At 65.8% G+C, this 25,049-nt stretch carries 26 protein-coding genes; 14 read left to right on the top strand and 12 right to left on the bottom strand.

Going from position 1 to position 25,049, the window contains the following annotated elements; all coding sequences use genetic code 11:
• Positions 1-4 precede the first annotated feature (4 nt).
• Together KIH27_RS18615 and KIH27_RS18610 are read right to left on the bottom strand one after the other, a co-directional pair.
• Entirely contained in the window at positions 5-1,471 is a 1,467-nt protein-coding gene (locus tag KIH27_RS18615; protein WP_214094458.1) for a coiled-coil domain-containing protein, read from the bottom strand.
• Positions 1,468-2,028, bottom strand: a complete 561-nt coding sequence (locus KIH27_RS18610; RefSeq protein WP_214094457.1) for a hypothetical protein — start codon at positions 2,026-2,028, stop codon at positions 1,468-1,470. Before KIH27_RS18610 ends, KIH27_RS18615 begins: the two co-directional genes overlap by 4 nt.
• A gap of 201 nt (positions 2,029-2,229) precedes the next feature.
• Between KIH27_RS18610 and KIH27_RS18605 the strand changes: the two genes are divergently transcribed.
• Positions 2,230-3,141, top strand: a complete 912-nt coding sequence (locus KIH27_RS18605; protein ID WP_214094456.1) for a DUF4226 domain-containing protein — start codon at positions 2,230-2,232, stop codon at positions 3,139-3,141.
• Between the two features lie 95 nt (positions 3,142-3,236).
• Here the strand turns inward: KIH27_RS18605 and KIH27_RS18600 are convergent, their stop codons facing one another.
• The 5 genes from KIH27_RS18600 to KIH27_RS18580 are packed head-to-tail and all read right to left on the bottom strand — an operon-like array spanning position 3,237 to position 5,053.
• The gene (locus KIH27_RS18600) at positions 3,237-3,704 is read right to left on the bottom strand and encodes a hypothetical protein (protein ID WP_214094455.1); all 468 of its coding nucleotides are present in this window, start codon (positions 3,702-3,704) and stop codon (positions 3,237-3,239) included.
• 21 nt (positions 3,705-3,725) lie between these two features.
• Positions 3,726-4,058 carry a hypothetical protein gene (locus tag KIH27_RS18595; RefSeq protein ID WP_214094454.1) on the bottom strand — a complete coding sequence of 111 codons (333 nt, stop codon included), beginning with the start codon at positions 4,056-4,058 and terminating at the stop codon, positions 3,726-3,728.
• Positions 4,033-4,440 (bottom strand): hypothetical protein, encoded by a 408-nt coding sequence (locus tag KIH27_RS18590; RefSeq protein WP_214094453.1) that lies wholly within the window; start codon positions 4,438-4,440, stop codon positions 4,033-4,035. The genes KIH27_RS18595 and KIH27_RS18590 overlap by 26 nt, the downstream gene beginning before the upstream one ends.
• A gap of 39 nt (positions 4,441-4,479) precedes the next feature.
• Complete coding sequence (locus tag KIH27_RS18585) at positions 4,480-4,773, bottom strand: hypothetical protein (RefSeq protein ID WP_214094452.1); 294 nt, start codon at positions 4,771-4,773, stop codon at positions 4,480-4,482.
• Positions 4,774-4,807: 34 nt separating this feature from the next.
• Positions 4,808-5,053 (bottom strand): hypothetical protein, encoded by a 246-nt coding sequence (locus KIH27_RS18580; protein ID WP_214094451.1) that lies wholly within the window; start codon positions 5,051-5,053, stop codon positions 4,808-4,810.
• A gap of 83 nt (positions 5,054-5,136) precedes the next feature.
• Between KIH27_RS18580 and KIH27_RS18575 the strand changes: the two genes are divergently transcribed.
• Positions 5,137-5,343 (top strand): hypothetical protein, encoded by a 207-nt coding sequence (locus KIH27_RS18575; protein WP_214094450.1) that lies wholly within the window; start codon positions 5,137-5,139, stop codon positions 5,341-5,343.
• A 195-nt stretch (positions 5,344-5,538) separates the two neighbouring features.
• Here KIH27_RS18575 and KIH27_RS18570 read toward each other — a convergent pair whose 3' ends face one another.
• Positions 5,539-6,069: a hypothetical protein gene (locus tag KIH27_RS18570; protein ID WP_214094449.1), complete on the bottom strand. Its 531-nt coding sequence runs from the start codon at positions 6,067-6,069 to the stop codon at positions 5,539-5,541.
• Between the two features lie 183 nt (positions 6,070-6,252).
• Positions 6,253-6,651: a nuclear transport factor 2 family protein gene (locus KIH27_RS18565; RefSeq protein ID WP_307856937.1), complete on the bottom strand. Its 399-nt coding sequence runs from the start codon at positions 6,649-6,651 to the stop codon at positions 6,253-6,255.
• A gap of 169 nt (positions 6,652-6,820) precedes the next feature.
• Here KIH27_RS18565 and KIH27_RS18560 point away from each other — a divergent pair, with 169 nt between their 5' ends.
• The 7 genes from KIH27_RS18560 to KIH27_RS18530 all read left to right on the top strand — a co-directional run bounded on the left by KIH27_RS18560 (position 6,821) and on the right by KIH27_RS18530 (position 13,773).
• Positions 6,821-7,624 carry a hypothetical protein gene (locus KIH27_RS18560; protein ID WP_214094448.1) on the top strand — a complete coding sequence of 268 codons (804 nt, stop codon included), beginning with the start codon at positions 6,821-6,823 and terminating at the stop codon, positions 7,622-7,624.
• A 188-nt stretch (positions 7,625-7,812) separates the two neighbouring features.
• Complete coding sequence (locus KIH27_RS18555; RefSeq protein WP_214094447.1) at positions 7,813-8,304, top strand: hypothetical protein; 492 nt, start codon at positions 7,813-7,815, stop codon at positions 8,302-8,304.
• A 170-nt stretch (positions 8,305-8,474) separates the two neighbouring features.
• The gene (locus tag KIH27_RS18550; RefSeq protein WP_307856936.1) at positions 8,475-9,545 is read left to right on the top strand and encodes a tyrosine-type recombinase/integrase; all 1,071 of its coding nucleotides are present in this window, start codon (positions 8,475-8,477) and stop codon (positions 9,543-9,545) included.
• Between the two features lie 128 nt (positions 9,546-9,673).
• On the top strand, positions 9,674-11,251 hold the full coding sequence (locus KIH27_RS18545) for a ParB/RepB/Spo0J family partition protein (RefSeq protein WP_214094446.1): 1,578 nt from the start codon (positions 9,674-9,676) through the stop codon (positions 11,249-11,251).
• Positions 11,252-11,281: 30 nt separating this feature from the next.
• Entirely contained in the window at positions 11,282-11,689 is a 408-nt protein-coding gene (locus KIH27_RS18540) for a hypothetical protein (protein ID WP_214094445.1), read from the top strand.
• 32 nt (positions 11,690-11,721) lie between these two features.
• Positions 11,722-12,366 carry a hypothetical protein gene (locus KIH27_RS18535; protein WP_214094444.1) on the top strand — a complete coding sequence of 215 codons (645 nt, stop codon included), beginning with the start codon at positions 11,722-11,724 and terminating at the stop codon, positions 12,364-12,366.
• 270 nt (positions 12,367-12,636) lie between these two features.
• Entirely contained in the window at positions 12,637-13,773 is a 1,137-nt protein-coding gene (locus tag KIH27_RS18530) for a coiled-coil domain-containing protein (protein ID WP_214094443.1), read from the top strand.
• Between the two features lie 78 nt (positions 13,774-13,851).
• Here KIH27_RS18530 and KIH27_RS18525 read toward each other — a convergent pair whose 3' ends face one another.
• Both KIH27_RS18525 and KIH27_RS18520 read right to left on the bottom strand, forming a co-directional pair.
• On the bottom strand, positions 13,852-14,109 hold the full coding sequence (locus tag KIH27_RS18525; RefSeq protein ID WP_214094442.1) for a helix-turn-helix domain-containing protein: 258 nt from the start codon (positions 14,107-14,109) through the stop codon (positions 13,852-13,854).
• Positions 14,110-14,143: 34 nt separating this feature from the next.
• Complete coding sequence (locus tag KIH27_RS18520; protein ID WP_214094441.1) at positions 14,144-14,416, bottom strand: hypothetical protein; 273 nt, start codon at positions 14,414-14,416, stop codon at positions 14,144-14,146.
• Positions 14,417-15,013: 597 nt separating this feature from the next.
• On the opposite strand from KIH27_RS18520, the gene KIH27_RS18515 reads away from it, so the two are divergent.
• Genes KIH27_RS18515 through KIH27_RS18505 form a run of 3 tightly spaced genes read left to right on the top strand, consistent with a single transcriptional unit; the run spans position 15,014 to position 17,116 of the window.
• Positions 15,014-15,964 carry a DUF4192 family protein gene (locus tag KIH27_RS18515; RefSeq protein WP_214094440.1) on the top strand — a complete coding sequence of 317 codons (951 nt, stop codon included), beginning with the start codon at positions 15,014-15,016 and terminating at the stop codon, positions 15,962-15,964.
• 44 nt (positions 15,965-16,008) lie between these two features.
• Positions 16,009-16,875, top strand: coding sequence for a DNA-processing protein DprA (dprA, locus tag KIH27_RS18510; RefSeq protein WP_214094439.1), 867 nt, complete (start codon positions 16,009-16,011; stop codon positions 16,873-16,875).
• Between the two features lie 19 nt (positions 16,876-16,894).
• Entirely contained in the window at positions 16,895-17,116 is a 222-nt protein-coding gene (locus KIH27_RS18505) for a hypothetical protein (protein WP_214094438.1), read from the top strand.
• Positions 17,117-17,194: 78 nt separating this feature from the next.
• Here the strand turns inward: KIH27_RS18505 and KIH27_RS18500 are convergent, their stop codons facing one another.
• Positions 17,195-17,650 carry a hypothetical protein gene (locus KIH27_RS18500; protein ID WP_214094437.1) on the bottom strand — a complete coding sequence of 152 codons (456 nt, stop codon included), beginning with the start codon at positions 17,648-17,650 and terminating at the stop codon, positions 17,195-17,197.
• Positions 17,651-18,045: 395 nt separating this feature from the next.
• Between KIH27_RS18500 and mobF the strand changes: the two genes are divergently transcribed.
• Positions 18,046-23,955: a MobF family relaxase gene (mobF, locus tag KIH27_RS18495; protein WP_214094436.1), complete on the top strand. Its 5,910-nt coding sequence runs from the start codon at positions 18,046-18,048 to the stop codon at positions 23,953-23,955.
• A 9-nt stretch (positions 23,956-23,964) separates the two neighbouring features.
• The gene (locus tag KIH27_RS18490; RefSeq protein WP_214094435.1) at positions 23,965-25,035 is read left to right on the top strand and encodes a hypothetical protein; all 1,071 of its coding nucleotides are present in this window, start codon (positions 23,965-23,967) and stop codon (positions 25,033-25,035) included.
• Positions 25,036-25,049 lie beyond the last annotated feature (14 nt).

Raw genomic sequence — 25,049 nt, 5'->3', positions numbered from 1 at the left:
CCAGCTACTGGTCGACGCCCTGCACGACGTCGTACAACCGCTGCACCTCCGCATCGGTCAGCATCTGCACCACAACGCCGATCCCACCGCCAGCGTGCTGCAACTGCTGCGCTGCCTCACTAACCCGCTCCAACAGCACCAAACACGCGACCCGTGCCCGATCGACGTACACGCCAGACGCCTCCTGCGCGGACCCATCACCGCCGAACTCCGACCGCGCCGCCGCAGCGGCAGCCTGAACGACCCCCACCCACGGCCGCAGCGCCGTCGAATCCACCAAGACCCCACCGGCACGGGCAATGCCCAGCACATGATCGAGCTGATGCAACGCCGCCAGCACCTGCTCAATACCCTGTACCTGCTGGCGAAACGGCAGTGCCGCAACCGGAATCAACAACAGACCGCCATCCGATGCACCCTCGCCCGGATCGGCAGTGGCAACCCCGGCACGCAGGGCCGCCAGCTCGCGCTCCACCGCTACCCGCTCATCGGCACGCTGATCGGCACGCGCCTCAGCGGCATCGAGCTGCTCGCGCGCCGCCGCCTCGGCAGCGAGCGCATCGGTGCGCGCCTGCGCAAGTAACGACCGCAGACCCTGCACCTCCTGCTCAGCGGCAGCCCGGTCGGTGACCCGCTCAGCGGCACGCTGCTCGGCTCGCGCCACCGCCGCCTGCTCGCGCTGCACCGCAGCCGCCAGGTCCGCTTCGCCAGACGCAGCCAACTCCGCAAGCTCGGTGCGCAGCTGCTCCACCTGCCGGTGGGCGGCCGTCAACTCAGCGGCATGTTTCAACGCCACCCCGTCAGCACGCTCTGTCGCGGCCACCCGCTCACGATCAGCCGCAGAGCGGATCTGCCCCAGTTCGCTGCGCAGCGCATCGAGCTGCTGTTGAGCAACAGCTCGATCGGCATCGCGTTCGGCAGTGCGCTGCTCGGCACGTTTCTGAGCCGACGCCACACGCTCAGTCGTGATCGCCGCATTCGACTTGGCCTCGGAAACCGCCGCCGCAAGCTCAGCGGTCAGGTGGTCCACCTGCTTCTGCAGCTCCACCCGCTCAGCGCGGTACTGCTCACCTAGTCGGGTTGCCTCGGCCTCAACGCTGCGAGCACGATCCCGTGCCGCATCGGCGGCGGTGGCCGATGCCGCCGCCTGTGCCCGCGCCGTCTGTGCCTCCGCCAGTGCGTCGTCTTTATCGTGGCCGGCCTCACGCACTCGATGTTCGGCCAGGGTCTGCGCATGTTCGGCGGCGATGATCTGCTGGCGGGCGGTCGGCAGGGCCGGTCGGGCACCGGGGGTGCTGCGCCGGTGCTCCACCAACTCCGGCTCACTCATCGCGGCCGCGGACTGCACATCCGGCGGTGTAGCCAGACCCGACTTCTTAGTGGCCTCCGCCGCTGCGTGTGCGGCCCTCCGGGTCAGGGCGGCCCAAGTGTCGACGTCAAGGTGGTCGATGTTCCGGCGCAGCGACGTCACGACGCCGCACCCTTGGCCGGCGACGTCGGTGTCTGCTTGCCGTTACTCGCAGGCTTGTCCGCAACAGACTCGGCCGGTTTCGCCGACTGCGATGCAGTCGTTCGGGCGCGGACCCGCTGTGGGGGAGCGGGCAACCTGCCGGCCTGCTGGCCCATCACCAGTGCATACTGCGTCAGATAGATCGCAATCGCACCGCTGAGCGTCTTGTCTTCGAGGGACTCGGCGTCATCGCGCAGCCCCTGCAGCATCTCCAACGCCAACTCCGGACCCACACCAAGGGTCGCGGTATCGGTATCCGCAGCGGTCGGCTCCACCCCGGCGGTCTCCACCAACCACGCGAACCGCAGCCAACACCGCTCGATCGCGGCTGCACGGACCACATCAGCATGATGGGCATCGTGACGACGTTGACGATCGTCGCCCTCAGCAACGGCGCGGTGCCCAGCGATGCGTGCCGTGATCACCCACACGATGCACGCCAACACCGCCGCGACCAGGACCAGCACACCGGCGAAACCCGGTGACGCAAGGTACTCACTCGAAGGTTCGTATTCCATCGCTACACTGTGCGCGCCACCAGAAAAAATCACACTACACAGTAAAACACAATCCGACGCATAAAAACACGTTGGGCATACATTGGCGGTCCTTCAACCGTGCCGCCCACCATGGCGTTCAGCAGGAGAACTGCGCAGCTTCCGGTGTACACGGCGAGGACCTGGCGCCAGTCCTTGCACTGTGCAAATATACTTCTACTCATGGCAGCCGTAGAGCCGTTCCTGCGTGCCGCCGGGGCGATGATGGGCGTCGCACGTGATGCACTCGGTTCCGACGCAACCACATCTGTTGGCAGCGACCATCCAACACCGGCCGACGCTCCAACGATCGCCGCCCCAAGCGCACCGGAAGCCTCCGGCGCCGGCCCCGAGGCACTCCAACAGCGCAGCGCCGCCCTTTCCCAATCCGTCGCAGAGCTCGCCCGCATCAGCGCAGACCGGGCACGCCAGCACGATGACGCCAACAGCGCCGCCGCCGCCCATCGGCAACGTATGGACGCGGTGATCGCCGCCACCCACGCCGACGTCGAACGACTGACCCCCCAACTGGACACCCCGCACGGCAACCGCGAACTGGTCACCGCGATCGAAACCCGCCTAGACGAGACCCGCGAAACACTGGCCGACGCCCAGGCCGACGCCCACGCCAGAGTCACCGCCGCCCAAGAACTGGCCGCCCGCTACGACGCCATCGGCGGTGACGCAGAACCCCACCGCGGACCGGCCGCCAAGACGACCGGTTGGCATCCGGGTGACAAGCACACCCGGCCATTCATCGCCGGTGATGACGGCATTGGCCCACCCAACATCGAACACGAACCACCGTGGGTGCGCCTTGGCCCCGACTCGCGCTACTTCGTACCCGCCGACGAAATCCCCGGCTACCAAACACTGCCGCCAGGGGAGCGACCCCCAGGCGACGACACCGGGACCGGATACGTCGAACTCGGACCAGGAAGCGGCGTATGGGTGCCGTTCGCGGCGTTCCCAGACGCAGTGATCCAACCGCCCGGCCAACTCGGCCCCTACGGGACAACCGAATACGTGCCCGGCTCCGGGCTGTGGATTCCCGACAGCCGCTACCGACCGACCTGGCGGCCCTACCAAACCTAAGCTCCTGACGCACCGCGCCCCGCGCCCCCGCCCCCCGCGCCGTCACAGTGACGTTTCTGCGCCGTGCCCGAGCACATGGGTCGCCAGCGCGGTGTTCAAGCCCAGGGAACCTCCCCGGGCCCCAAGGTCCCCTCCGCGGAAACGGCGACGGTGTCGGCCAGTAGGTCGTACCTTCCCCGGACGGCCGCGGCCGCCAGGATCGTGCGGCCCTCGTCGGTCAGCTCGACCTTGGCACGCCAGCCGTCGTCGGCCGGCGCCTCCCGCTCGGGGAGCTCCACGGTGCTGTCCCCGGACAGCCCCCTGACGGTGCGGGTCTCGGCCGGGAGAACCTTTGTCGGGAGCAGATCGATCCGCTCTGTAATCCAGCCCAGCTCGGAGAGTCTGCCGAAGGTGGCATGCTGCCCCGCATACGCCCCCGCCCCGTCGATGATGAAGCTATAAACGGCACCGCGGCCGCCGCGGCGGCGTGCCATCTCCTGATACTCGTGACCCCACTCGACCCGCCCCTCAGCTACCGCCGCAAGGGCATCGAGCTGCTGACGCGAAGGCTTCTTCGTTTTCATACAGCACACCTCGTCTCGTACCTACGCCGGACTTGTCGTAGCACTGGTCATCGCCGCCGCGAGTACCCGGCGCCATGACCCGAAATCAATTCCGTAGAAACTCTGGTCGATCGCGCCGCGTTCGGCCGCTTCTTCTTCACCACGGGCCCACCGCTGTAAGGCGTACTCGACCACCGTGCGTGTTCGAGGCTCGTCGTACCCACACTCGCCCAGTGCCCGCAGGCCGGCGCCGATGTCAATCGGGTCCGCGTTCACGCCAGCAATCAGCGGATTGCCGAACATGTCTCGCGCCATCACATTGCCTCCTTCTCCCGTACCAATTACCGGATTACGAAGGTTGTCGACGTCGGGCACGTCGTTCAGCCTCTTGGCGCATGCGTTGTTCGATCACGCCCCGATACATGTCGACGTGGACCTTGAACTTCGCAGCGTCAAGGCGTTTGCAAATCACGCTTTCCCCGGCTACCGCTGCAGCAAATAGCCCCGCGATCACCCCGGTGACCAACGCGAGCCAGTAGCTCGCCGGGGAGGGAGTGCTGGCCTCTGAATTGTTAAGCACTGCCGCGGCTGTGCCCAATACGCCCCCGACGGACTGGACCGCAGCCTCGACGATCCCGAAAGCAACTGCCCCGGCCAGCAGCCCGGCCGCAGAGCCCGACGCCACGATCTTCATGCGGACGGACAGCGGCAATGGCGCTTCAGAAACCGCAGGCAGGTCTTCATATTCTATTGTCATGCCCTGATCCTCTCCGACTGGTACGACATTTCGACTTACCTATTCCGGTCCGCGTAGCTGGGATGGTGTGAGGCCCGGGTCGGGTTTCCCGTGAGCCATCACATGCTCCATGAGCGAGCGCATCCGTTCCCGAATCTCGATCTGTACCCGCGCCCTCAACTCAGGAGATTCGATGGCCGCGCCGGCCAGTTCGTCAGCCTTGGCGTCGGCAGCTTCACCTGGCAGAAACATGCCACAGGCACTCGCGGCGCCAGAAGTGAATCCGTCAAACCAGACATGCGTCAAGATTTCTTCGACGGGCATTCCGAATACCGGACTGCCGCTGTCGGTCATGGTGGCTCCTTTGGTGAGGGTTCCCGGTCTTTGTCTACACGCTGGGTACGACACGAATGGCGGCCCGGGGGGTGCGTCGGCGGCGGAGCATGTGGTCGCACCAGGTGCGGGAGACCGCGCCGACGGCATCGTCGACAAGACCGGCTAGCGCACGGCGCGGCACCGCGGCGGCCGGGGCCATCACCCGGGCCGCCCGGGTGAGATCGGCGTGGATGGACACCAGCGGCCACGCTTCCACGTCGAGGTGGTGGTTGTCGATGCGGATATCGATCAACGCCATGACTTCCTCCCGATGTCCCTCTGACAGCAGTCTACTTTGTAGACTATTCAACTGTCAACAAAGTAGACGGTATTGTTTCTGTCATGGACGCATTGACTCGGCTCGCCGAGGTCGCAGAGCTGATCTCCCTGCGTCCTTCCCTCATCCGACAGGCTCGCATTGAAGGGGCGACCTGGGAGCAGATCGCCCAGGCAATGAGGATGTCGCGAGCCGGCGCCATCAAGCTCGCCAACAGCGCGGCCCGGGCCGAAGCACACCGCCTGGATTGCCCCAGTAGCGGACCCACCTGATTGACGCCTCCGGCCTGTCCGGCTAACGGCACCTTTCCTGGAAAGCTGATTCCAGGCAAGCAAGTCGGACCGGTGGTCAAAGCGCCGGTGCCGCAACACATCGGCGGTGTCTTGTCCGGCATGACGGGGGAGCACCACCCTCCGCAGCTGTTCGTTGCGAAGGTCGCGTCGTCACCGCGCCGCCGTCGGCGTCCCCTACGCGGAAACGGGGACGGTGTCGGCCAGTAGGTCGTACAGGAGGGCGGCAAGGTCGACTGAGGCGCGGTCCTCGACGAAGTTCAGCTCGTCGGCTGAGTAGGTGTAGAGGTAGTCGCCGTCGACCTGGTAGCGGCCGTTCGGCAACAAGGCTGCGATGCTCAGCCGGTCATCACCTATGCTTCGGTCGGCGAAGCGGACGGTTCGAACAACCTCGGCGTGACGGAAGGCCGCAGTCGCGGCCGCGATCTGCTCGACGATCTCCTCGACTACCAACCGTTCCGGACCGGTTAGAGCCCGTCCGTCAGCGTCGTACCCCAGATACCAGTCGGTAATCTGATACCAGCGACGTGCCGCAGGACCACTGTGACAGCTCGCCTCCGCCCGCGCCCGGGTGGCGTAGCGGGCGACGAGTGCGCCGTGGCTGTCGATGAGATTCCAGCCCGTGCTGCGCCCACGCTGAACGTGCCAGCCGGCCGGGGGGTTGGCGAAGTGAGCGCGGGCGGCGTCTTCAAACGCGACGAGATTCATCGCGACACCCCGGACCTGTGTGATTTCGTGCCAATTGGGTGACTAGGTCGGCTACCGAGGTGGCCGGCGAGGTGATGTTGCTGGCGTGCTGTCATGCTCATGAAACCCTCCTTTCGTGAATGGGTGGACATCGCAGGGTTGCGGCGCCGACGGCCGGATGGCTTGCAGTCCGGGTGTGGGCCGTCAGCCGGCGACTGTTGCCGGGCCGACGGTCTCGGCCGCCCAGTACTCGCGGAGCTTGGCGATCTTGCCGTCCTCGAAGTCGAGGATGGCGACCTCAAGCATGTGCTTGCGGTTCCCGCCCACGACGTCGTCGAAGTGCGCTTCCCATTCGGCGATGGCGGTGTCCCCATCGAGGTAGAGGCTGAGCAGCTCAACCTCAATGTTGGCTTCTTCCTTGACAACTCGGGTTTCCCAGTAGTCGCGGATGCCCGCCTCGTTGCACCAGGCTGCTTCCAGCACCCGCTCGTGGTAGGTCGCGGTAGGGGTGAAGATGGTGAGGATGAGGTCGGGATCCTGAGTCGTCCAAGCGCGGAAATAGGTGTCGATCACCTGGCGGACGTGCTCTTTGGTCAAGGTCACGGATTCTCCTTCGTTCGACTGGTGGTGTGGAGCGGGCCAGCCCGCGTCCGTGTCGTCTAGACAGTGGCACGTGGACCGGTCTCATTGCGACCCCTTAACGTGCTCATTTGGTCCCACATGAGTCGCATCCAGTCCCGTTTAGTCTCTTTTGGCGGAGTAGCATCGCGGGGTGTCGTCGAATCCGCTGAAGACGCTCCTCCTCGAACGGCATCTGCACGCTTATTCGGATTTCGTCGTCGAGTACACGCGCATGGCCAAGGGATTAGACCTTCCTCACCAGGCTCCGGCGCCGACCAAGTCGCAGTACTATCGGTGGGTTGCCGGAGACCTGCAAACGCTGCCGCGTGGGCACCATTGTGCAGTCCTGGAGCGCATGTTCCCAGGCTGGACGGCCCGTGAACTGTTCGGGTTGGCCGGACCGCCAGCCGCGGAACCGCTGTTGCATGACCGATCCCAAGCGCCAGACCCTCCGGCGGTGCTCACCGGGTTCGGCCCAGCCGTCGACCCGACTGCCCTCGCGGGCCTCTGGGTCACCTGCTTCACGGTGGAGGTGACGCGCCACCATGCCGATCTGTCGACCATTACCGTGACGAACGGAGTTGTGACCGCCAAGAATTACCCGCCCGACCCGCGCACCGAAGGCCAGACTCATGGATACAAGAATCATATTCATGCACGTGTGTTCGGTCGTCATTTGATCGGTCAGTGGCGCAACGTCAACGACAGCTACTACTACGGCGCGGTCCACTTCGCGGTGCTCCCCGGAGAGACAGTGCTAGACGGCTACTACACCGGATTCGTGAATGACACACAGGTCGTCGCCGAACGATGGCGCTGGGTACGCGTTGACCCACAATCCACAACCGGGATCGACCTCGACGACGTGAAGTTAGGCCAACCACGGCGCCTCTACGACTGCATCATGAGACGTTCAAACCTCGACGGGCCGATCACGCTTGCAGACCTGCATTGACGTGTCTCGGCCTGCGCCGGCCGCCGACCGCCGACCCGAACTATTTTCACAAGAAACATCGCAATAGTTTACAATGTGATTGACGCATTCGCCTACAGGATGGAATATGGATGACGGAACGTAAAGCAAATTCTCTTTGTACCGAGAAACTGGGGAATTATGCACGACTAGCTCGAAGGTTGACGGGGGTGGAGTCGCTGCTGATTCCGGCCGTTGTCTCGGCCATGGTTTGGAGCATCGACACCCAACCGAAGGACGCATTGCCGTGGGATCTTTGCCCGGAAGATTGGGAACAGTTCGCGCGATTGGGCGGATGGTGGGCCTTCGGAACGTTCATTGTGACGTGGCTGGCTTTGGTTGCTGTCATGTTCGGCCGGCGCTGGGTGTTGCGGCAACTGAGTACATCGAGTGCTTCACGTAATGCCAGTGCGATTGACAGTGAACTCCGCGGGAGGCTCCTGTTCCTGCTGAGTATTCTGCTACCAGCGTTGTGGGCTACGAATGTCTTTGTGCACTCGGTAATAACCTTGCAGCTTCTTTCTATTCTTGTTGGAACGTGGATCGGTTGGGGATGGCGTGAGGTGGAGCGCAAAGGCGATGCCAGACTCGACGCCCTGATCGCCCGGGAAAAGCAGAATGCCGCGGTCGCCGACGAGTGGAAGATGTTCGGATCCCCATAGCAGGACAGTCGTGCTTGATGTCCGTGCGTCGGCAGTGTCCTGCCCACGGGTCCACCGCGGTGGGCATGGCCAACGTCGATCTCGCATGGTGTCAACGGGAAAACCCACACGGCGGCCCTCCGGTGTGGCATCTGTGTTGTTTGCTCCATAATCGCTAATATGAAGCAATTGTGACCACTGAGACCGATGAGACTCCACGGACTGATGTGCCCTCCTCTCCGGCGGGCGCGGCCGACGACGACGGGTCACTACCCGACTGGTTCAGTGAGTACATGGCGTGGCGGGCCGGCCGTAAGCCGTCACCGCACACGGTGGCTGCGTGGCGCCAGGACGTGCGCGCTATCGCTGACATCGTCACCGGCGGGCGACCGGCGCAGATGCGCCCTGAGGACATCACCAAGACCGTGATGCGCGAGGCATTCGAGACCTATGTTCCCGCGCACGAAGCGGCGTCGGTGCGACGCTGCTGGTCGACGTGGAACGGCCTGTGTACCTGGTTGTACGCCGAGGGGCGGATACCGGGCAATCCGATGCAACTGGTGACCCGCCCCAGCGCCACGAAAACGGTGCCAAAGTCGCTGTCGCACAGCACCGTTCAGGCACTCATTGATGCAGTGATGCGGGATGCCGGGTCGAAGAAGAAGACGGTGTGGGCTGAGCGCGACCTGGCCGTGCTGACCACACCGCTGGTCACCGGGATGCGGGCCTCTGAACTTGTGGCCGCCAACGTCGGTGATGTGCAGATCCGTTCGGATGGCACCGCGCTGATCAGAGTGAAGGGCAAAGGGCGCAAGGAACGAAACGTGCCGGTGGAGGCGACGCTGCTGCCGATTCTCAACGCCTACCTGGATAGTCGGGCGATCCGGTTCCCCCAGGGGGTGCGCCGCAAGCGCGGTGACCCCACCACCGAGACCGGGTTGTCGCGGTGGCCGGCGACCGCACCGCTGTTCGTCGGGCGCGACGGCGAGCGGATCACCCGGGCGACGTTGCAATCGCGGATCGCCCGTGCCTTCAAAAATGCCGGTGGGGACGCCATGCCGGTCCCGGGTGCTATCACCCACAGCCTGCGGCACACCTATGCCACAGAGCTCGCGCACGCCAACGTCAGCATCTACACCCTGATGAACCTGCTGGGCCATGAATCCATGACCACCTCACAGCGCTACGTCAGCGCCGCGGGCACTGAAACCCGCAGTGCCGCAGCGCAGAACCCGCTCTACGACATGCTGCCGCAGCAGTAGGCCGGCGTCTTCCTGTTCGCGCAACGCCCCGACGGAACCCACTACCTATAATGGCTTGCCCTTTATGGAATAGTCGAGTAGTATTAATGGCAAGCCACTATAGTTATCCGTTCGAGGAAGGCCACACCATGACCGAACCCATCACCGCACCGACCGGAGTCCTGGAATACCTCGACCCCAACGCCCTAGTCCTCGACACCAACGTGCGCGACGACGCCGCCCTCAGCGAGCAGTTCATCGCCAGCATCGCCGAACACGGCGTGATCGTCCCCCTCGCGGCGATCCGTCGGCCCGGCGGAACCGAGGTCATCGTCCGGGACGGCCAGCGCCGCCTGCTCGCCGCACGCCAGGTCGGCCTGGCCACCGTGCCGGTCTGCGTGCAGCCCTACGACATCAGCGACACCGCACAGGACACCGCCGCGCGGATCGCCCAGCAGATCGTCACCAACGACCACAAGCACGACCTGACCGACGCCCAACGCGCCCGTGGCATCCAGGAAATGCTGACCACCGGCCTGTCGATCACCAAGGTCGCCAAGCAACTGTCGGTGAAGAAGCAGACCGTCACCGCAGCACAAGCAGCATCGCGCAGCGACGCCGCCCTCGCGGCCCTCGACAACGGCCAGCTGACCCTGGAGGAAGCCGCCGCATTCGCCGAATTCGAGGACATGCCCGGTGCCCTCGACAGGCTCAGCCGCGCATCCGGCGACCCCCGGTTCGTCCACGTCGTCGCCCAGCTGCGCGAGGAGCGCATCGAGCAAGCCGCCTACGCCAAGGCGGTTGTGGACTGGACCGAACGCGGCTATACCGTGCTGGAGGATCGACCGGCCTTCGATGACCCCAACTACGTCAGCTACCACCGGCTCCGCACCGCCGATGGGGAGCGCGTCGACCCCGACGAGATGACCCTGACGCCCGCGCACTGGGCGGTCACCCTGACCGGCTACACGGGATACGCCGACGCGCAGACCGGCCAGATCATCGACGAGAACGACGTGGACTGGGATGCCGAAGACACCGACACCCCCGCCGCCCAGGGGAAACGCCACCCCAACACCCTCACCGAGGCCCTGGTGTTCGAAGCCACCCAGTACTACTGCCTCGACGTTGCCGCCGCCGGCCTCACCATGCCCGCCCACTACAGCACCACCGGCACCACCTCCAGCACGGGCGCCACCGACGGACAAGCCGCCGAAGACCGCGCCGAAGCCGAATCACGAGAGCGCCGCAAGGTACTCGCCCTCAACAAGCTCGGCCAGGCAGCCGAAGGAGTGCGACGCACGTTTGTGACCACCCTGCTGGCACGCAAGACCCCACCAGCCGGTGCGAGCGTCTTCGCCGCGACGGTGCTGGCCCGCTGCCCAAACCTGCTGGCCGACTACCGCACCCAGGCGATCGCGGCGAACCTGCTCAACCTGCCCGAAGACGTGATCATGCGCGATGCCACCGCAACGGTGGAGACCACCGGCGATGCCCGAGCACAGATGCTGATCCTGGGCATGGTGTGCGGGGCGCTGGAGACCGCACTTCCCAAAGACGCCTGGCGCGGCAGCGCCTACCACCACCAGACCGTGCCGACCTTCGAGTACCTCCAATTCCTGACCCGGCAGGGCTACACCCTCGCCGACGTTGAGCGCATCGTGACCGGCGAACGTGTCAGTGACGCTGTTTACGATCAGCACATCGCCGACAAAGCCGCCCACTGACACCCATACGCCCAGGTAAGGACAGGTTCGGTGACCATCTACCATCCCGACAATCCCACCGACACCCGGCCGGTCTTCGTCGCAACGGTACGTCTATTCGACAGCGCAACCGAGTTCGGCAACTACCCGCTGGCCCGAGTTCGCTACGCCAGCGGCCGGCGATTCATCAGCTGGGCACACGTCCGCCACGACCGCATCCAACGTGCCACCGGCGAGACGATCAACTACTGGTTTTGCATCGACACCTGGGCTGCCCAGATCATCGACCAAATCCAAGCGATGGTCGCTGCTGGCCACATCCCACCGGTCGTCGACTTCTCAAGCCTGCACGATCACTTCGACGCCAACAGCGGCTGGGGACCAGTCATCGACAACCTCTCCCCCGACGACTTCGCTGCCGTTCAGTGGCGCGTCACCGACCGCCTGCGCACCAACTGACGTGCCACACGACGCAACCAGAGGTTTCAACAGTGACCGGTTCTGACCGCCCCGAGCGCCTGGCCCCGCAGCTCCTCACCCACTACCTGAACACGCTCAACATTCCCGCTGCACTGCGGCGAGGCCTCGATACCGCACAGGCGGTCACCGCCGGCCTCCCGATGTGGCCACCACAACCGGGCTGCGCCCCAAGCCCCGACGGCGCACTCCTACGTCTATGGGCGCGCCTGGACCTCGCAGCGTGGATCACCCACGCCCCCAACGCATTCGGACCACACCGACCCGGTGAACTCGACATGCTCGCATCCGTCGTGGCACGCCTCCGCACCGCAGGGGAGGGCGCACGCATCCTCTGGGGCCTCGACCTCGTCCCAGCCGAGCAATGGGTAACCCAGCCCGCGGCCACCAGCTTCGCCGCCGTCGAACTCATCTGCGCCGGACCGGCCCTGCCAGCCGCCCTGGTTAATCAGATCGACGCCACACTGACCCGGTTCGGCTGGTCCTACGACGGTGACCCAGCAAACTGCCCGTGCGTCATCAACGGCACCGACTGCTTCGAAACGTCCTGGCGCGAAGGCAACACCCAATCCGGTCGATCTGCGAATGCAACATCGGCGGTAGAAAATCCACACCGAATGTTGCATCTGGCGGCCGGCCCAGGAGAGTCGCCCGTGTAACCAACGTGGTGGAACACCACAACTAGCCACGGAACCCGCGCACAGCGGCCAGTTACTGACCTGGTGACCCCGTCCGCACACTCGCAGCCGGGGCTGGACCGCGGCCTGCCCGGTCGCCGTCGCCGGCGCTGCCTGCCGATCACCCCAGGCCTGCACCGACGGCATCGGGACCCAGCGCACACCGAGTTTATTGCGTTCCGTTCCGTTCCGTTTCGACTAGTTTAGTTCCGTTACGTTCTGCTTAGTGACGTAACGTGTATCGTCGCCAACATGAGCGAGACACCCGCAATGGATCTCACCCGGGAACCCTGCACCTACCCCGGCTGCACACGCCCCCGCCGGCCCGATCCCACAACCGGCCGCCCGACCCGCTACTGCGAACAAGCCGATGACGACGGTGGTCCCGTGCACAACCGGGTAACCGCCTGGAAGGCGCGTCAGGCTCAGCAATCCACCGTGGACACCCAAGACCCGCCCGGTGTCGCCGCGCCCGTCTCCCTGGCCCGGGCCACCCTCGAACAGCACCTCACCGAGCTACCCGACAAACTCGCCGAACAGCGCCGATACCTCGATGCACTCCTTGACACGCTGCGCACCGCCAGCGACCTGGAGGCAGCTGGCGCCGAAGTCGAAGACGCCCACCGCGACGCCCTGGCCAAGGTCGTCGACGCCGAACGCCGCGCAGCCGACGCCGAACGCATCGCCCGAGCCGCGACCGCACGCGCCGAGCACGCCGAACGCGATCGCGCCGAAGCCGATGCCATTGCCGCCGATGCGCTCACCGAGGCCGCTCAAATCCGTGACGCCGCTCAAGCGCAGCTCCACCAGGTGCAGGCCGCAGCCGAGGCCGAGGTCACCCAGGCCCGCAGCGAACTGGCCGCCGCCAACGAGAAGCACGCCGCCACCACCACGCAACACCAAGCAGAGCTCCAGCAGGCCCGCGACGAAGCCACCGAGGCCCGTGCTGCCGCGGCAGCCGCACGCACCGCCCTCGATGCAGCCGAAACTCAGGCCGCAGACGCGATCACACAGCTGCGCGCAGACGTCGAATCAGCCCGGAGTCAAGCCGGTGCCGCGGCGGCCGCCGCGACCGCGGCCCGGGTGGAGTTGGCGACCGCCACCGCCGAGACCCGCCTGGTCCAACAGATTGCAGTGTCTGACCGAGAGGCCCTAACTGCGATCCGTCAGGAACTTGACCGCCAGCGCACCGAGTTCCAGACCGAGCGCGACGCACAGCGAGCTGCCCACGCCGAACAGGTTGCCCAGCTCACCCACATCGCCGAGGAACGCGCCCAGGCCCTCACCGCGGCCCTCACGGCCGCCCATGAGGTCGCCGAAACCTACCGCGCACAACTCAAGGACCTCGAGCGCCCATCGCCCCGGCGCAAATCAACGCCGCAGACCTGAACTTCATCCGACCGCCCGCGAATGCATGGGTTACCGCCCGCGACCTCGACGACGCGGTGTCGTCTGCCATCTTTCAGATCAGTCGCCGGTGCCGGCAGGTGGCTCAAGTAGTTGAGCGACGGTCGTGTCGGCGGCTTGGGCGATCCGAGCCAGAGTCAGCAGGCGCGGATTGTGGACCCCCTGCTCGATCTGACGCAAACTTGACCGACCGACGCCAGATTCTTCAGCTAGCTCCCGCTGGGACATACCGGCAAGTTCCCTATACAACTCGACCCGCTTGCCGATCACGCGCAACAGAATCATCTCGTCGTCGGAATGCGGCTGTTGCTGGTACATAGAGGATTTCGCTGAGCCCGACTCCCCTGCCATATCAGTGCCCGTCTTGTCTAGAGGTCGATGCCTTACGTGGCGATGCCGGCGGCCGGCCCCGAAGGCGCGGTTCTGGCCAATAGGGCTTGAGGTACGCCAGGAACGCCTCGGGCTGATCGTGTAACGCCCGCAGGGACGCCACCACGAAGGCGCGCAATTCTCGGTCGTGATCGTCGAGCAGCTTGCGCACGTCATCTTTCAGACCTGGCGGTACCCGCACCGTCATGGCCTGTTCCAGGTGCGGGCCACTGCGTTGAAATCTGTCGGCCGCCATCCCGCCATCATGACACAACTGGCTTGCCATTACTACCTGCGGCAGGACAGAGCTACACCCAGTTCGGATCCTCTGGCGTCGGATACGCCATGTCTAAGCGCGCTTGTCCGGTGGGAACGCGTCCGTAGACCAGCAAGTCCAATACCTCGGGCAGCACCACGCCTCCGCCATGTGCAACCAAGTGTCCTTCCAGCGCATCCTCAAACATGGCCTACCTCCACCGGCATTATCGCAGGTTGCGAACCTCGTGGGTATCCAATGCAAACGGCCGCGGATCGCTGTGATGGCGGACAGGCTCAGACCCTCTTGAGCACGGTGAGCGCCGCTGGCTGGCGCACGCTCCCCTGCGGGCACGCCCAGCGTGGTGGTCCAAGCCTGGGGCCGACCAGTTGCTGAGACCTGTACCAACCACTTGGGCGACGCGGCGACGCAGGCTGCAATGTTCCACACACACGTGGGTCGCCTTCGTTGGCCTCGCCGATGTAGTCCCGTAACGGGCTTTCGGAAACTCTGCCGAAACTATGGTGCCTACCGTCATTCAATGGTATTAGCAATGATACCAGCTTAAATGATACAGCAATCGGATGGAGAACAACTGTGAACCACAGCATCAGCACCCCTGCCGGTGTCATCGCAGCACTGCCGGCCCTCATGGGCTATGTGCCGACCAACCGCATCATCGCCGTACTCACCCAGCGCAGCACGACCGACATCCTGGGCGAGTACATCGCGTGCGGCGCCGCCCTCACGCTCGACGACACCCCCGCCGCAATCGCGGCCATGCCCCAGCGAATCGGTGCCACATCGAAGAAGTTCAGCAGCGTCTACGTGGTGGCCATCGGCGGCACGCACGCTTTGAGCACCACCGCTGCGATCGTCCGTGCGCTCAGCGAGGCCTTCATCGACACCGACATCCCCGTACGTGCCATGATCGTCGCCGAATCCTTCGAACCCGGTGCCCGGTGGGCCGAACTCATCACTGGAACCACCGGCCCCACCGCCGACTACCGTGACTCCACCATGAGCGCTGAGGCCGTGTACGCCGGACGCGGCATCCACGCCACCCGCGAAGACGTCGAAGCCGAATTCCTGCCCACCACCGCTGCGCCGACAGCAACTGACACCTCCATCGACCCCGGTCTGGGCGACGAGCTCGCTGCAGTGGTCGAGGGCGCGCCCGCCGCCGCCGACCTGCCCACCCGGGTCGGACTGGCAATCGTCACCAACGTCGCCGTCCGCGATCAGATCTTCGCTGCAGGTGCCGACAACGCCCGGCCCGCAGCCGTCGTCTGGACCACCATCGCCAACCAACTCCGCGGCGACGCCCGCGTGATGGCACTCGTCATTGCCGCCGGGCTCTACTACGCCGCAGCCGACGCGGTGCGAGTCGGGATCGCCCTCGACACCGCCACCACTGACGCCCAGGCCATCGGCCACGAACTGCCCCACATGGGCCAGCTCCTCCAAATGGCCCTCTCCATCGGGACCGCACCCACCACCATCACCGACCTGCTCCACACCGTCGCCAAACACGGACCACGGCGCTAACACGCACCATCAACAACTAGCCCCCCATCCCACGAAAGGGCCCGATGATGAACCACACCATCCCCGACGCCGAGCGCCGCGACTGGGCATACCTGGCCAGCCTCGCCGACACCGCCACCCCAGCAGCGACACTGACCAACCTCGTCGCCACAGTCGGAATCACCGAAGCCGCCGACCGAGTCCGCCGCGAGGCCCTCGACGTGCGTGATACCGCTGACGCGGACCTCGCAACCATCGACGCCCTCGGTGGGCGCCTTATCACCCCAGCCGACGACGAATGGCCGGCCACCCTCACCGCAGTGCCCAACGCACCGCTCGCACTGTGGGCGCACGGCCCGGCCCGCCTCGAGGACGCGACCACCGCGACCGCAATCATCGGCACCCGAGCCAGCACCGCCTACGGCGAACTCGTCACCACCGACCTCGCCACCGGACTCGCCGCCGCCGGCCACACCGTCCTCAGCACCGCCTCGTATGGCATCGCCTCGGCCGCGCACCGCGCCGCCCTGGCCGCCGAAGCCACCACCGTCGCCGTGCTGCCCTGCGGCATCGACGTCACCCACCCGGCCGGCCACCACCTACTCCTGGGCCGAATCGCCCAGACCGGCTTGCTACTCAGTCAAACGCGGCCTGGTGCCCGGCCCGTCCGTAGCGCATTCGTCGCCCGCGACCGGCTCACCGCCACACTCGCGTCCGCGGTGGTCGTTGTCGAGGCCGGGCTGCGCAGCGGCGTACTCGCCGCCGTCTGGGCCGCCCAGGAACTCGGTCGGCCCGTCGGTGCCGTACCCGGCCCCGTCACCAGCTCCGCATCATTGGGTTGTCATGTCCTGCTGCGCGACGGTGCCCACCTGATCGCCAGCGCTGACGACGTGCTGCACCTGACCGACCCCGCCCCACACGCGGCGGCCTAACCAAGAAGGAGATCCCACCATGACCGTCGAACGAACCCACCACGTCTGGCACATCGCCCACCCGGGCAGTGCCACCTTCGCCACGGAAGACACGGTGATCCGTTGTGAGACGCCCGACGTCGCCGAGGCCCGCACCCGCGCCGGTCTGAATCTCCAGTCCCCCGGTGCAACCCTGCGCTACCTCGGAACCATGACCACCGACACCTACGACGCACTCCTGGCCGAGTACCGCAGCCGCTAACGACACCCAGTCACGGTTGTGTGCCCACCCGGCGAGCACCGGGCACACAACCGTGACTGCCCACCCGGTGCCCATCACTCATTCCTCCCCGGTGCCCACCGCGCCCAGCTCGGTCCCGACGACTTCGTCATCGTGCCCACCCGAGGTATCCCCCGCCACGTCCGCATCCGATGGCCCCGCAGCCGTACCGTCAGTTTCACCGCCGGCCAACTTCAGCAATTCGCGTGCCCGCGACTGGGTGATGCCCGCTGAGGTTGCTACCGATGCGACACTCTCCCCCCGCGCCCGCATTGCGTGCAGAGCACGCCCGGCTGCCACCAGGTGCCGAAGCCGTCGATTCTCCGCCGACTGTGTTGCCTCAGCGATCTTCTTCGCCAACCAGTCGTCAACCTTGGCCGCCTGCGCTGAGCGGACCGCGAACTCCGTCAGATCCTTGATGTTCTCGCGTTCGCGTGCAGCCCGCTCGGCCACCGCCGCCCGATGCTGCTCCAACACACGCTGACGCGCACGCTTGCGACTCGTCGTCGTATCCATGCAACGGATTCTAACCCCAACACACAACGACACAGCTTGAAACACCCCGACCGGCGCCAACATCGGACTTGGAACGATCGCGCAGCTTGGCGGCGCGCGCGGCCGGCGCCGGCCCACCACACGACCACACCCCAGCAGCCCATCCACCGCGCACTCACCACAGCGACCCAGAACCGTCACAGCACCCTCCAGCCCAGCCCACCACCGCCCGTCACGCACCACCCCCCAAACCTCTCGATTCACCGTCAGCCGCCAAAAATCTCAGAACCTGCACCACACACCTCTTGCATTTAGGTGGAAAAAAAGAGACTTAGCTGATATTATCCAGTCCAGGCGGGCATTTTGGCCGCATCGAGGCAGGTTGAGCGAGCCGGACGCGCAGGTGGTTGTCAGTCATGACGGTCAGCATTCACAAGCTCACCGCCGGGGACGGGTATACCTACCTGACCCGGCAGGTGGCCGCTGGTGATGCAACACACCGTGGACGGGCCGAGCTTGGCGACTACTACAGCCAGAAGGGCGAATCGCCCGGCCGATGGATGGGCCGGGGACTGGCGGCATTCGCCAGCGCCCCGAAGGGCTGGGCAGACCTCGACAAGCAAGGACTGTGGCAAGTCCGACCTGACACTGCGGTAACGGAAGCTCAGATGCTTGCACTGTTCGGACTGGGCTTGCACCCCAACGCGAACGCAATCAGTGAAAAGGCCGCAACGGAACTCAAACGGGCCGGGGCAGATCACCTGGTCAAGCTCGGCCGACCGTTCGTCATCAACCAGGCTTCTACGGAGCTTCATCGGCGTTTAGCTGTGGCATACCGAGACCACAACCTCGCCAACAGTCTCAAGTGGAACGAACCGGTTGAGGAGACACTGCGCAACCAGTTCAAGACCAAGATCGCACGCGATATGTTCGCCGAACAGTACGGTCGGGAACCGGCAGACGCACGCGAGTTGACCGGTTTCATTGCCCGCCAGTCACGCGATGAAACGACCTCGGTTGCCGGTTACGACTACACATTCAGCCCGGTGAAATCGTTTTCCGTGCTATGGGCATTAGCACCCAAGGAGCTGGCGCAGACACTTGAAAAGTGCCATGACCAGGCCGTCGCAGACACCGTGGCGTGGCTGGAAGATAACGCGGCGTTCACCCGAACCGGTACCGACGGTGTCGCGCAAGTTGACACACAAGGGCTGATCGCTGCCGCTTTCACCCACCGCGACAGTCGCGCCGGTGACCCCGACCTGCACACCCACGTTGCCGTGTCCAACAAGGTTCGCGGCAAAGATGCAACCGGAATGTGGCACTGGCTGGCGTTGGATGGGCGGGCAACATTCAAAAGTGGAGTGGCCGCATCGGAGTTCTACAACTCCCGCCTGGAGGCCTACGCCGTCCAAGACGCGGGCCTGAATTTCAGCGAACGTCCCGGCGGGCAACGCGGCAAGCGGGCGGTACGCGAAGTCGACGGGATACCCACGCAACTGTGCGAGATGTTCTCCAGTCGCCGCACCGCGATCGCCGCCCGCTACACCGACCTGGCCAAAGCGTTCCAAGCCAACTATGGTCGCGAACCCGACCTGCGCGAAGCGATCGCCATGCACCAGCAGGCCACCCTGGAGACCCGCACCGCCAAACATGAACCCCGGTCTTTGGCCGAGCAGCGCGCCCAGTGGCGCACCCAAGCCGTTGAGTTTTTCGCCGACGGTGGCGACATCGCCACCATGCTCACCGACGTCTACCAACCGCGGACACCGGGCGACGCGCACACCGTGGACGTTGACTCGCTGGCCCACGCGGTGGTGGCCACCGTGGCCCAATCCCGGTCGGTGTGGCAACGCACCCACATCTACGCCGAAGCGCACCGCCAAGTGCGGGCCGCCGGCCTGGCCACCGACACCGAAACCCTGGACCGGATCACCACCGAGGTCACCAAGACGGCCCTATCGGCACCGTTGAGTCATGCTCACGCCCGGGTGACCGATGCCGAACTCGGCGAACCCGAAGCGTTGCGGCGCCGCGACGGTGCCAGCGTCTACAGCATCCACGGCGCCCAGTTGTTCACCAGTGCCCAGATGCTCGCCGCCGAACAGCGGATTATCACCGCCGCCGGACAGCGCGACGGCCGCGCCGCCACCGACACCCACGTTGCGCTGGCTCTGCTCGAACACCACGCCAACCGTGGCACGGCACTGAACACCGGCCAAGAGACCCTGGTGCGGGAACTGGCCTGCTCGGGTGCCCGTGTGCAACTAGCACTAGCACCGGCAGGGGCGGGCAAGACCACGGCGATGGCGGCGTTGGCACGTGCCTGGGAGGAATCCGGCGGGCACGTGTTGGGGCTATCCCCGGGTGCCAACCAGGCCAAACTGCTGCGTGACGACATCAACTCCGACTGCGACACCATCGACAAATTCATCTGGCTACACAACAACCCTGATGCTGCTGATCCGGCCCGGGTGTGGTTCGACGCGATCGACGACAAGACGCTCATCATCGTCGACGAAGCCGGTAAAGCCGGCACCTTGCAGCTCGACGCGGTGATCAGTGTCGCTTTGGCTCGCGGTGCCAGTGTGCGCCTGGTCGGTGATGACCAGCAGCTCGCCGCCATCTCCGCCGGCGGGGTGCTGCGCGACATCGAACGCACCCACGACGCGGTACGCCTGACCGAGGTGATGCGGTTCAAATCCCGCGCCGAAGCCCACGCCGGACTGGCCCTGCGCGACGGCGACCCCACCGGGTTGGCGTTCTACGCCGACACCGGACGCATCCACGTCGGCTCCGGTGACACCATCCTCGACGCCGCCTACCAAGCCTGGGCCGATGATCAGGCCCGCGGCGTCGATACCGCCATGCTCGCCCCCACCAACGACATGGTGACCGCACTCAACCAGCGGGCTCGCCTCGACCGCCTGCGCGCTGACCCCGACAGCATCGGCGACGGGCGCACCACCACACTCGCCGACCAACTGACGGTTTCCGCCGGTGACATCGTCGTCACCCGACGCAACAACCGGCGCCTGCGCCTTGGTGGCGGACGGGACTTTGTGCGCAACGGCTACCGGTGGCAAGTGGTCGCCGTACACGCTGATGGGGCGCTGACCGTCACCAAACTCGACACCGGGCATAAGACCGTCCTGCCCGCCGACTACGTGGCCCGTGACACCATGCTCGGCTACGCCGCCACCATCGACGCCTCCCAAGGCATGACCATCGGGTCGCGCACCCAAGAAGGCACCTGCCACGTCGTCGGGACGGAAAGCCTGTCCCGCCAACAGCTCTACACCGCCTTGACCCGCGGCACCGACGCCAACCACATCTACCTGTCCACCGGGGAAACCGACGCCCACAACGCCCTAACCCCCAAAGCGATCCACCCCGACACCGCTATGGAAGTGTTGCAGCGGGTCGTTGCCCGCGACGGGGCGCAAACCTCCGCCACCACCGCCGCGCACACCGCTGCCGACCCGGCTCTGCGCCTGGGCGGTGCTGCGGCCATGTATCAGCACAGCCTCGGAGCGATGGCTGAACACCACGCCGGCCCGACCGTCCTGGCCGCCATCACCACCGAAGCCGAACGCCTACACCCCGGTTTGACCGATACCGGCGGCTGGGCGGTGCTACGCGCCCAGCTGGCCGTGCTGGCAGCTGCCGGCCGCGACCCCATCACCGCCCTGAACACCGCCACCGCGACCGGTGGGCTGACCAACGCCGCCGACCCCGCCGCGGTATTGAGCTGGCGGTTGCACCCCGGTGCGGCCCACCGCAAAGAAAACGGCCCCCTGCCCTGGCTGCCGGGCATCCCCCCAGCCCTGGCGGAGCACACCGACTGGCTCACCTACGTCCAAGCCCGCGGCGCCCTGGTCCTCAACCTCGCCAACCAGGTACGCGACACCGCCCGAACCTGGGACACCACCACCGCACCCCGCTGGGCGCAACCCCTACTCGCCGCCAAGGCACCCGCCGACCTGGTCGCTGACATCGCCGTATTCCGTGCCGCCCACAACGTCGACGACACCGACACCCGCCTGACCGGCCCCACCCAACACGCTGTGCGCGACAGCGCTACCCAACAAGGCCTCGACCACGCCATTACCGGCCTGCTCGGCAAACCCGACAACACCCTGGCCCGCTACACAACACTGGTCGACCAACTCGATCCGCGCATTGCAACCGACCCGTACTGGCCGCACCTTGCGACACATCTGGCCACCGTCGCCCGCAGCGGCGCCAACGTGCGCACCCTGCTGACCGATTCCGTCACCGAGCAGCCGCTGCCCGACGAAATGCCGGCCGCCGCCCTCTGGTGGCGCCTAGCCGGTCGCCTGCAACCGGCTGCACTCGAAGGCGACCGGCATCTGCGGCCGCCCTGGCTCAGCGACCTCGTGGCCGTATTCGGTACTGCCACCGCCGAAACGATCGCCGCTGACCCGGCGTTCGCCGGCTTGGTCGCTGCCATCGGCCACGCTGACCCTGCCCGCTGGACCCCACGTGAGTTGCTGCACCTGGCCAGCGAACACCTACGTGATGCCGACGACCCCGCACATCCGGTCACCGTCGATCAGTACGCACGGCTGCTGACCTACACCATCGAACTGTTCACCGCAGAACACCCGTTCGACCACGACATTCCGCTGCCTGACGATGAACCACCGACCGAGGAAGAAGCTGCCGCCGCGGAAGCCGCTGCCGACTGGTGGCAGCCACCGTCGGCCCGACGTCAGCCGCCCAGTGACGCCGCGCTGCTTGACCTACTCGGACTGGGCTACGGCGGTGCCCTCCTCCCACCTGCCGACCCCGAAACTCTGCCCTTCGACTATTACGAGTCCGCCGACCCCGCATTCACCGGCCTCGACTTCGACGACCTGAGCAGCACCCCACCTGATCGCCGCGCTCGCCGCAGCACACCCGTCGACATCGACGCACTCCGAACTCAGTACGACACCGCAGTCAGTGACTACGACACGCTGCGCCACCAGGTCACCGCCGGCAATGGACCCGCGGCCCAAGCATTCGCCGCCGACCTACCCGGCCTGCGTGCCCGCGCCGACGCCGACCGACCCCACCTGGCCGCCGTCCAAGACGTCATGTCCCGCTGGGCAGACGCCGAAGAAGCAGAACAAGCCGCACACCACCTTATCGGCCACCACCAAAACCGGTTGAACATCCTGCTTAACCAGCCTGACGCCGACCCGCTCGACATCGCCGCCGCCCAAGCCGATATCGACCTCGCCAAGCTCACCTTGCCCGCCACCACACCCGCAGAACGCTTCCGCGACGAACTCACCACAGCAATGGCCGCCCGCGCCGCAGCAACCGCCCCCGGTGAAGCCATCATCACCGCCGCCGACATCGACGCCGCCCACATTGACGCCGCCGCTGCCGACATCACCGCCCTGACCGCGGCCCGCAACCGCGTCATGCAACTCGCCAATGACCTGGCGTCCGCGCAGACCAGCGTCGCCCTGGCCTTCGCCAAGACCCAGGTTCGTAACGCCGAGCGCATCGCTGGGCGCTCCGATGCGCTCCAGACAGAACTGGCGGTGCTACGAGCAGCGGACGACAACCGCCGCCAACGCGGTTTCACCCCCAGTGCCGCCGCCCTTGCCGGCCTCGACACCACCACCAGTGCCGCCGTCACCCGCCTGGCCCGCCAAAGCTCCGCGGTCACCGCCGTCACCGTCTTCGACCCCACCGACACCCTCGCAGCCATGCGAGCACTGCACACCGCCGCCGCAGCCAACAACCACCACATCCTGTGGTGCACCACCGGCGAAAACAGCATCACCGCGACCGCCGGCGCACCCACCATCGCCGACGAGCACACTCCGATCGATCAACTACGCCAACACATCCGTGACGGACACACCAACCACAGCACCGCGGACAGCATCATTGTCGAAGACGCCGCCTCAGCCGACCCCGGTGCACTCGCCGACCTGGCGCAGCACGCCGCCACCAGTGGAGCTCGCCTGATCCTGCTCCACAACCGCGGCACCCAAAACCCCCAACCGGCAGCGGCCCTGCTGTCACTGCTGCACCACGACCTGCCCTGGTCGCAAACCCTCACCGCAGCCGGACCCATCGCCCGCGAGATCCACAACCCTGACAACGACCCACTGCTCATCCAAGCCGAACGACTCGACTCCACCGAGTTGCCTGACGACGTCGCCGCCGCCGTGACCGAACGCCACCGGCTACGAACCAAATACCGCACCCGCGCCACCGGCCAACACATCCGGTGGCGCGACACCGCCACCACCCAGACGACACACCACCGCAGTAGCGACGTAGCCGATCTCGATCTGTGAAATCGTTCGGTGGTGATGAATGACCCACTGCTGGCGTATCTGCCATCTACCCTGCGGCACCAGCATCAAAGACGCGCTGCACACGTAAAGGCGCAGCTGGCCGGTGCCCCCACAGCGGCGGAACAACCGACGGGGCCGGCGGCTCATGCTTTCGCCGAGGCCGCGCAGAGCGCAGCCGCGAACTGTGACAGACTGCTCGGGCTCCTATCGCCCCAGGCCGCGATCACTCAGTGGTACAACATCGACTCGCGCACCCGGGCGGCCCTCGAACACATCAAGGGCCTTGATCGGATGCGCTGGGTGCTGGCAGTGGCGGCCCGGGGGACATCGACCGATCAACAGCACGTTGACGAGTTTTTCACCAACGCCGCCCAATGGTGTGCGGCAAAGCTGCACGAGGGTTCCTACCAGGTCCCGGTATCTGGCGACCCGCACTGGGATCTGTCGGTGGGCGCTATGCCCCAACGGCAGTTCGTTGAGCGCATCAGCTCGGTCGGGATCAGATACCACTGGGCCTGCAAGGCGATTGCCACCCAGATCGCCCGCATCGTAAGTGACGACTGCGCGTTCGCTGCCGAGCTGCCTGAGTTGACGGTCGACAACGTCGAACGACTCTTCACCACGGTGCGAAACCATAACGACGGTGACCCACTGATCCCACACGATCAGAGCCCGGCGCTAGCCGTGTTGATGGCCGTCGATTCCGGCGCATTGGGTGGTCGGCCGTTTGCCGAGATGGCCATCAGCACCAAGATGCGCACCCAACCGTGGGTGCGCTTCGCCGACGGCCTGATTCCTGCACGGGATCTGCTGCTCTTTGCGTTAGAGCGGCCCCTGCTGGCAATCGTCGACGCCCGGGTGGGGCCACTCAAGAGGAAAAAAGTGACCAAGGGTGAGTTGTATGAGCGTGTTGTACAAGCATGCATCCAGGGCGCGATCGGACGCGGGTGTCGCGATTTTCCACGCGAGTACAGCATCACCCCGGAAGGCGGGAGGGAACGAGACATCGACTTCGCTCTCATCGACACCGAGGTGCGCGTGGTCGGTGAGGTGAAAGCTGGGGTGTCATGGTTGGTGTAGACAGCAGAACCCGA

The organism is Mycolicibacter acidiphilus, assembly GCF_018455725.1.
Lineage (GTDB): Bacteria > Actinomycetota > Actinomycetes > Mycobacteriales > Mycobacteriaceae > Mycobacterium > Mycobacterium acidiphilum.
This window is presented reverse-complemented; position numbering and strand designations above follow the sequence as displayed.

Coding starts and splice junctions, on each gene's coding strand:
- KIH27_RS18610 (WP_214094457.1), bottom strand. CDS start 2,028: ATGGAATACGAACCTTCGAGTGAGTACCTTGCGTCACCGGGTTTCGCC.
- KIH27_RS18605 (WP_214094456.1), top strand. CDS start 2,230: ATGGCAGCCGTAGAGCCGTTCCTGCGTGCCGCCGGGGCGATGATGGGC.
- KIH27_RS18600 (WP_214094455.1), bottom strand. CDS start 3,704: ATGAAAACGAAGAAGCCTTCGCGTCAGCAGCTCGATGCCCTTGCGGCG.
- KIH27_RS18590 (WP_214094453.1), bottom strand. CDS start 4,440: ATGACAATAGAATATGAAGACCTGCCTGCGGTTTCTGAAGCGCCATTG.
- KIH27_RS18585 (WP_214094452.1), bottom strand. CDS start 4,773: ATGACCGACAGCGGCAGTCCGGTATTCGGAATGCCCGTCGAAGAAATC.
- KIH27_RS18580 (WP_214094451.1), bottom strand. CDS start 5,053: ATGGCGTTGATCGATATCCGCATCGACAACCACCACCTCGACGTGGAA.
- KIH27_RS18575 (WP_214094450.1), top strand. CDS start 5,137: ATGGACGCATTGACTCGGCTCGCCGAGGTCGCAGAGCTGATCTCCCTG.
- KIH27_RS18570 (WP_214094449.1), bottom strand. CDS start 6,069: ATGAATCTCGTCGCGTTTGAAGACGCCGCCCGCGCTCACTTCGCCAAC.
- KIH27_RS18545 (WP_214094446.1), top strand. CDS start 9,674: ATGACCGAACCCATCACCGCACCGACCGGAGTCCTGGAATACCTCGAC.
- KIH27_RS18530 (WP_214094443.1), top strand. CDS start 12,637: ATGAGCGAGACACCCGCAATGGATCTCACCCGGGAACCCTGCACCTAC.
- KIH27_RS18525 (WP_214094442.1), bottom strand. CDS start 14,109: ATGTACCAGCAACAGCCGCATTCCGACGACGAGATGATTCTGTTGCGC.
- KIH27_RS18520 (WP_214094441.1), bottom strand. CDS start 14,416: ATGGCGGCCGACAGATTTCAACGCAGTGGCCCGCACCTGGAACAGGCC.
- dprA (WP_214094439.1), top strand. CDS start 16,009: ATGATGAACCACACCATCCCCGACGCCGAGCGCCGCGACTGGGCATAC.
- KIH27_RS18505 (WP_214094438.1), top strand. CDS start 16,895: ATGACCGTCGAACGAACCCACCACGTCTGGCACATCGCCCACCCGGGC.
- KIH27_RS18500 (WP_214094437.1), bottom strand. CDS start 17,650: ATGGATACGACGACGAGTCGCAAGCGTGCGCGTCAGCGTGTGTTGGAG.
- mobF (WP_214094436.1), top strand. CDS start 18,046: ATGACGGTCAGCATTCACAAGCTCACCGCCGGGGACGGGTATACCTAC.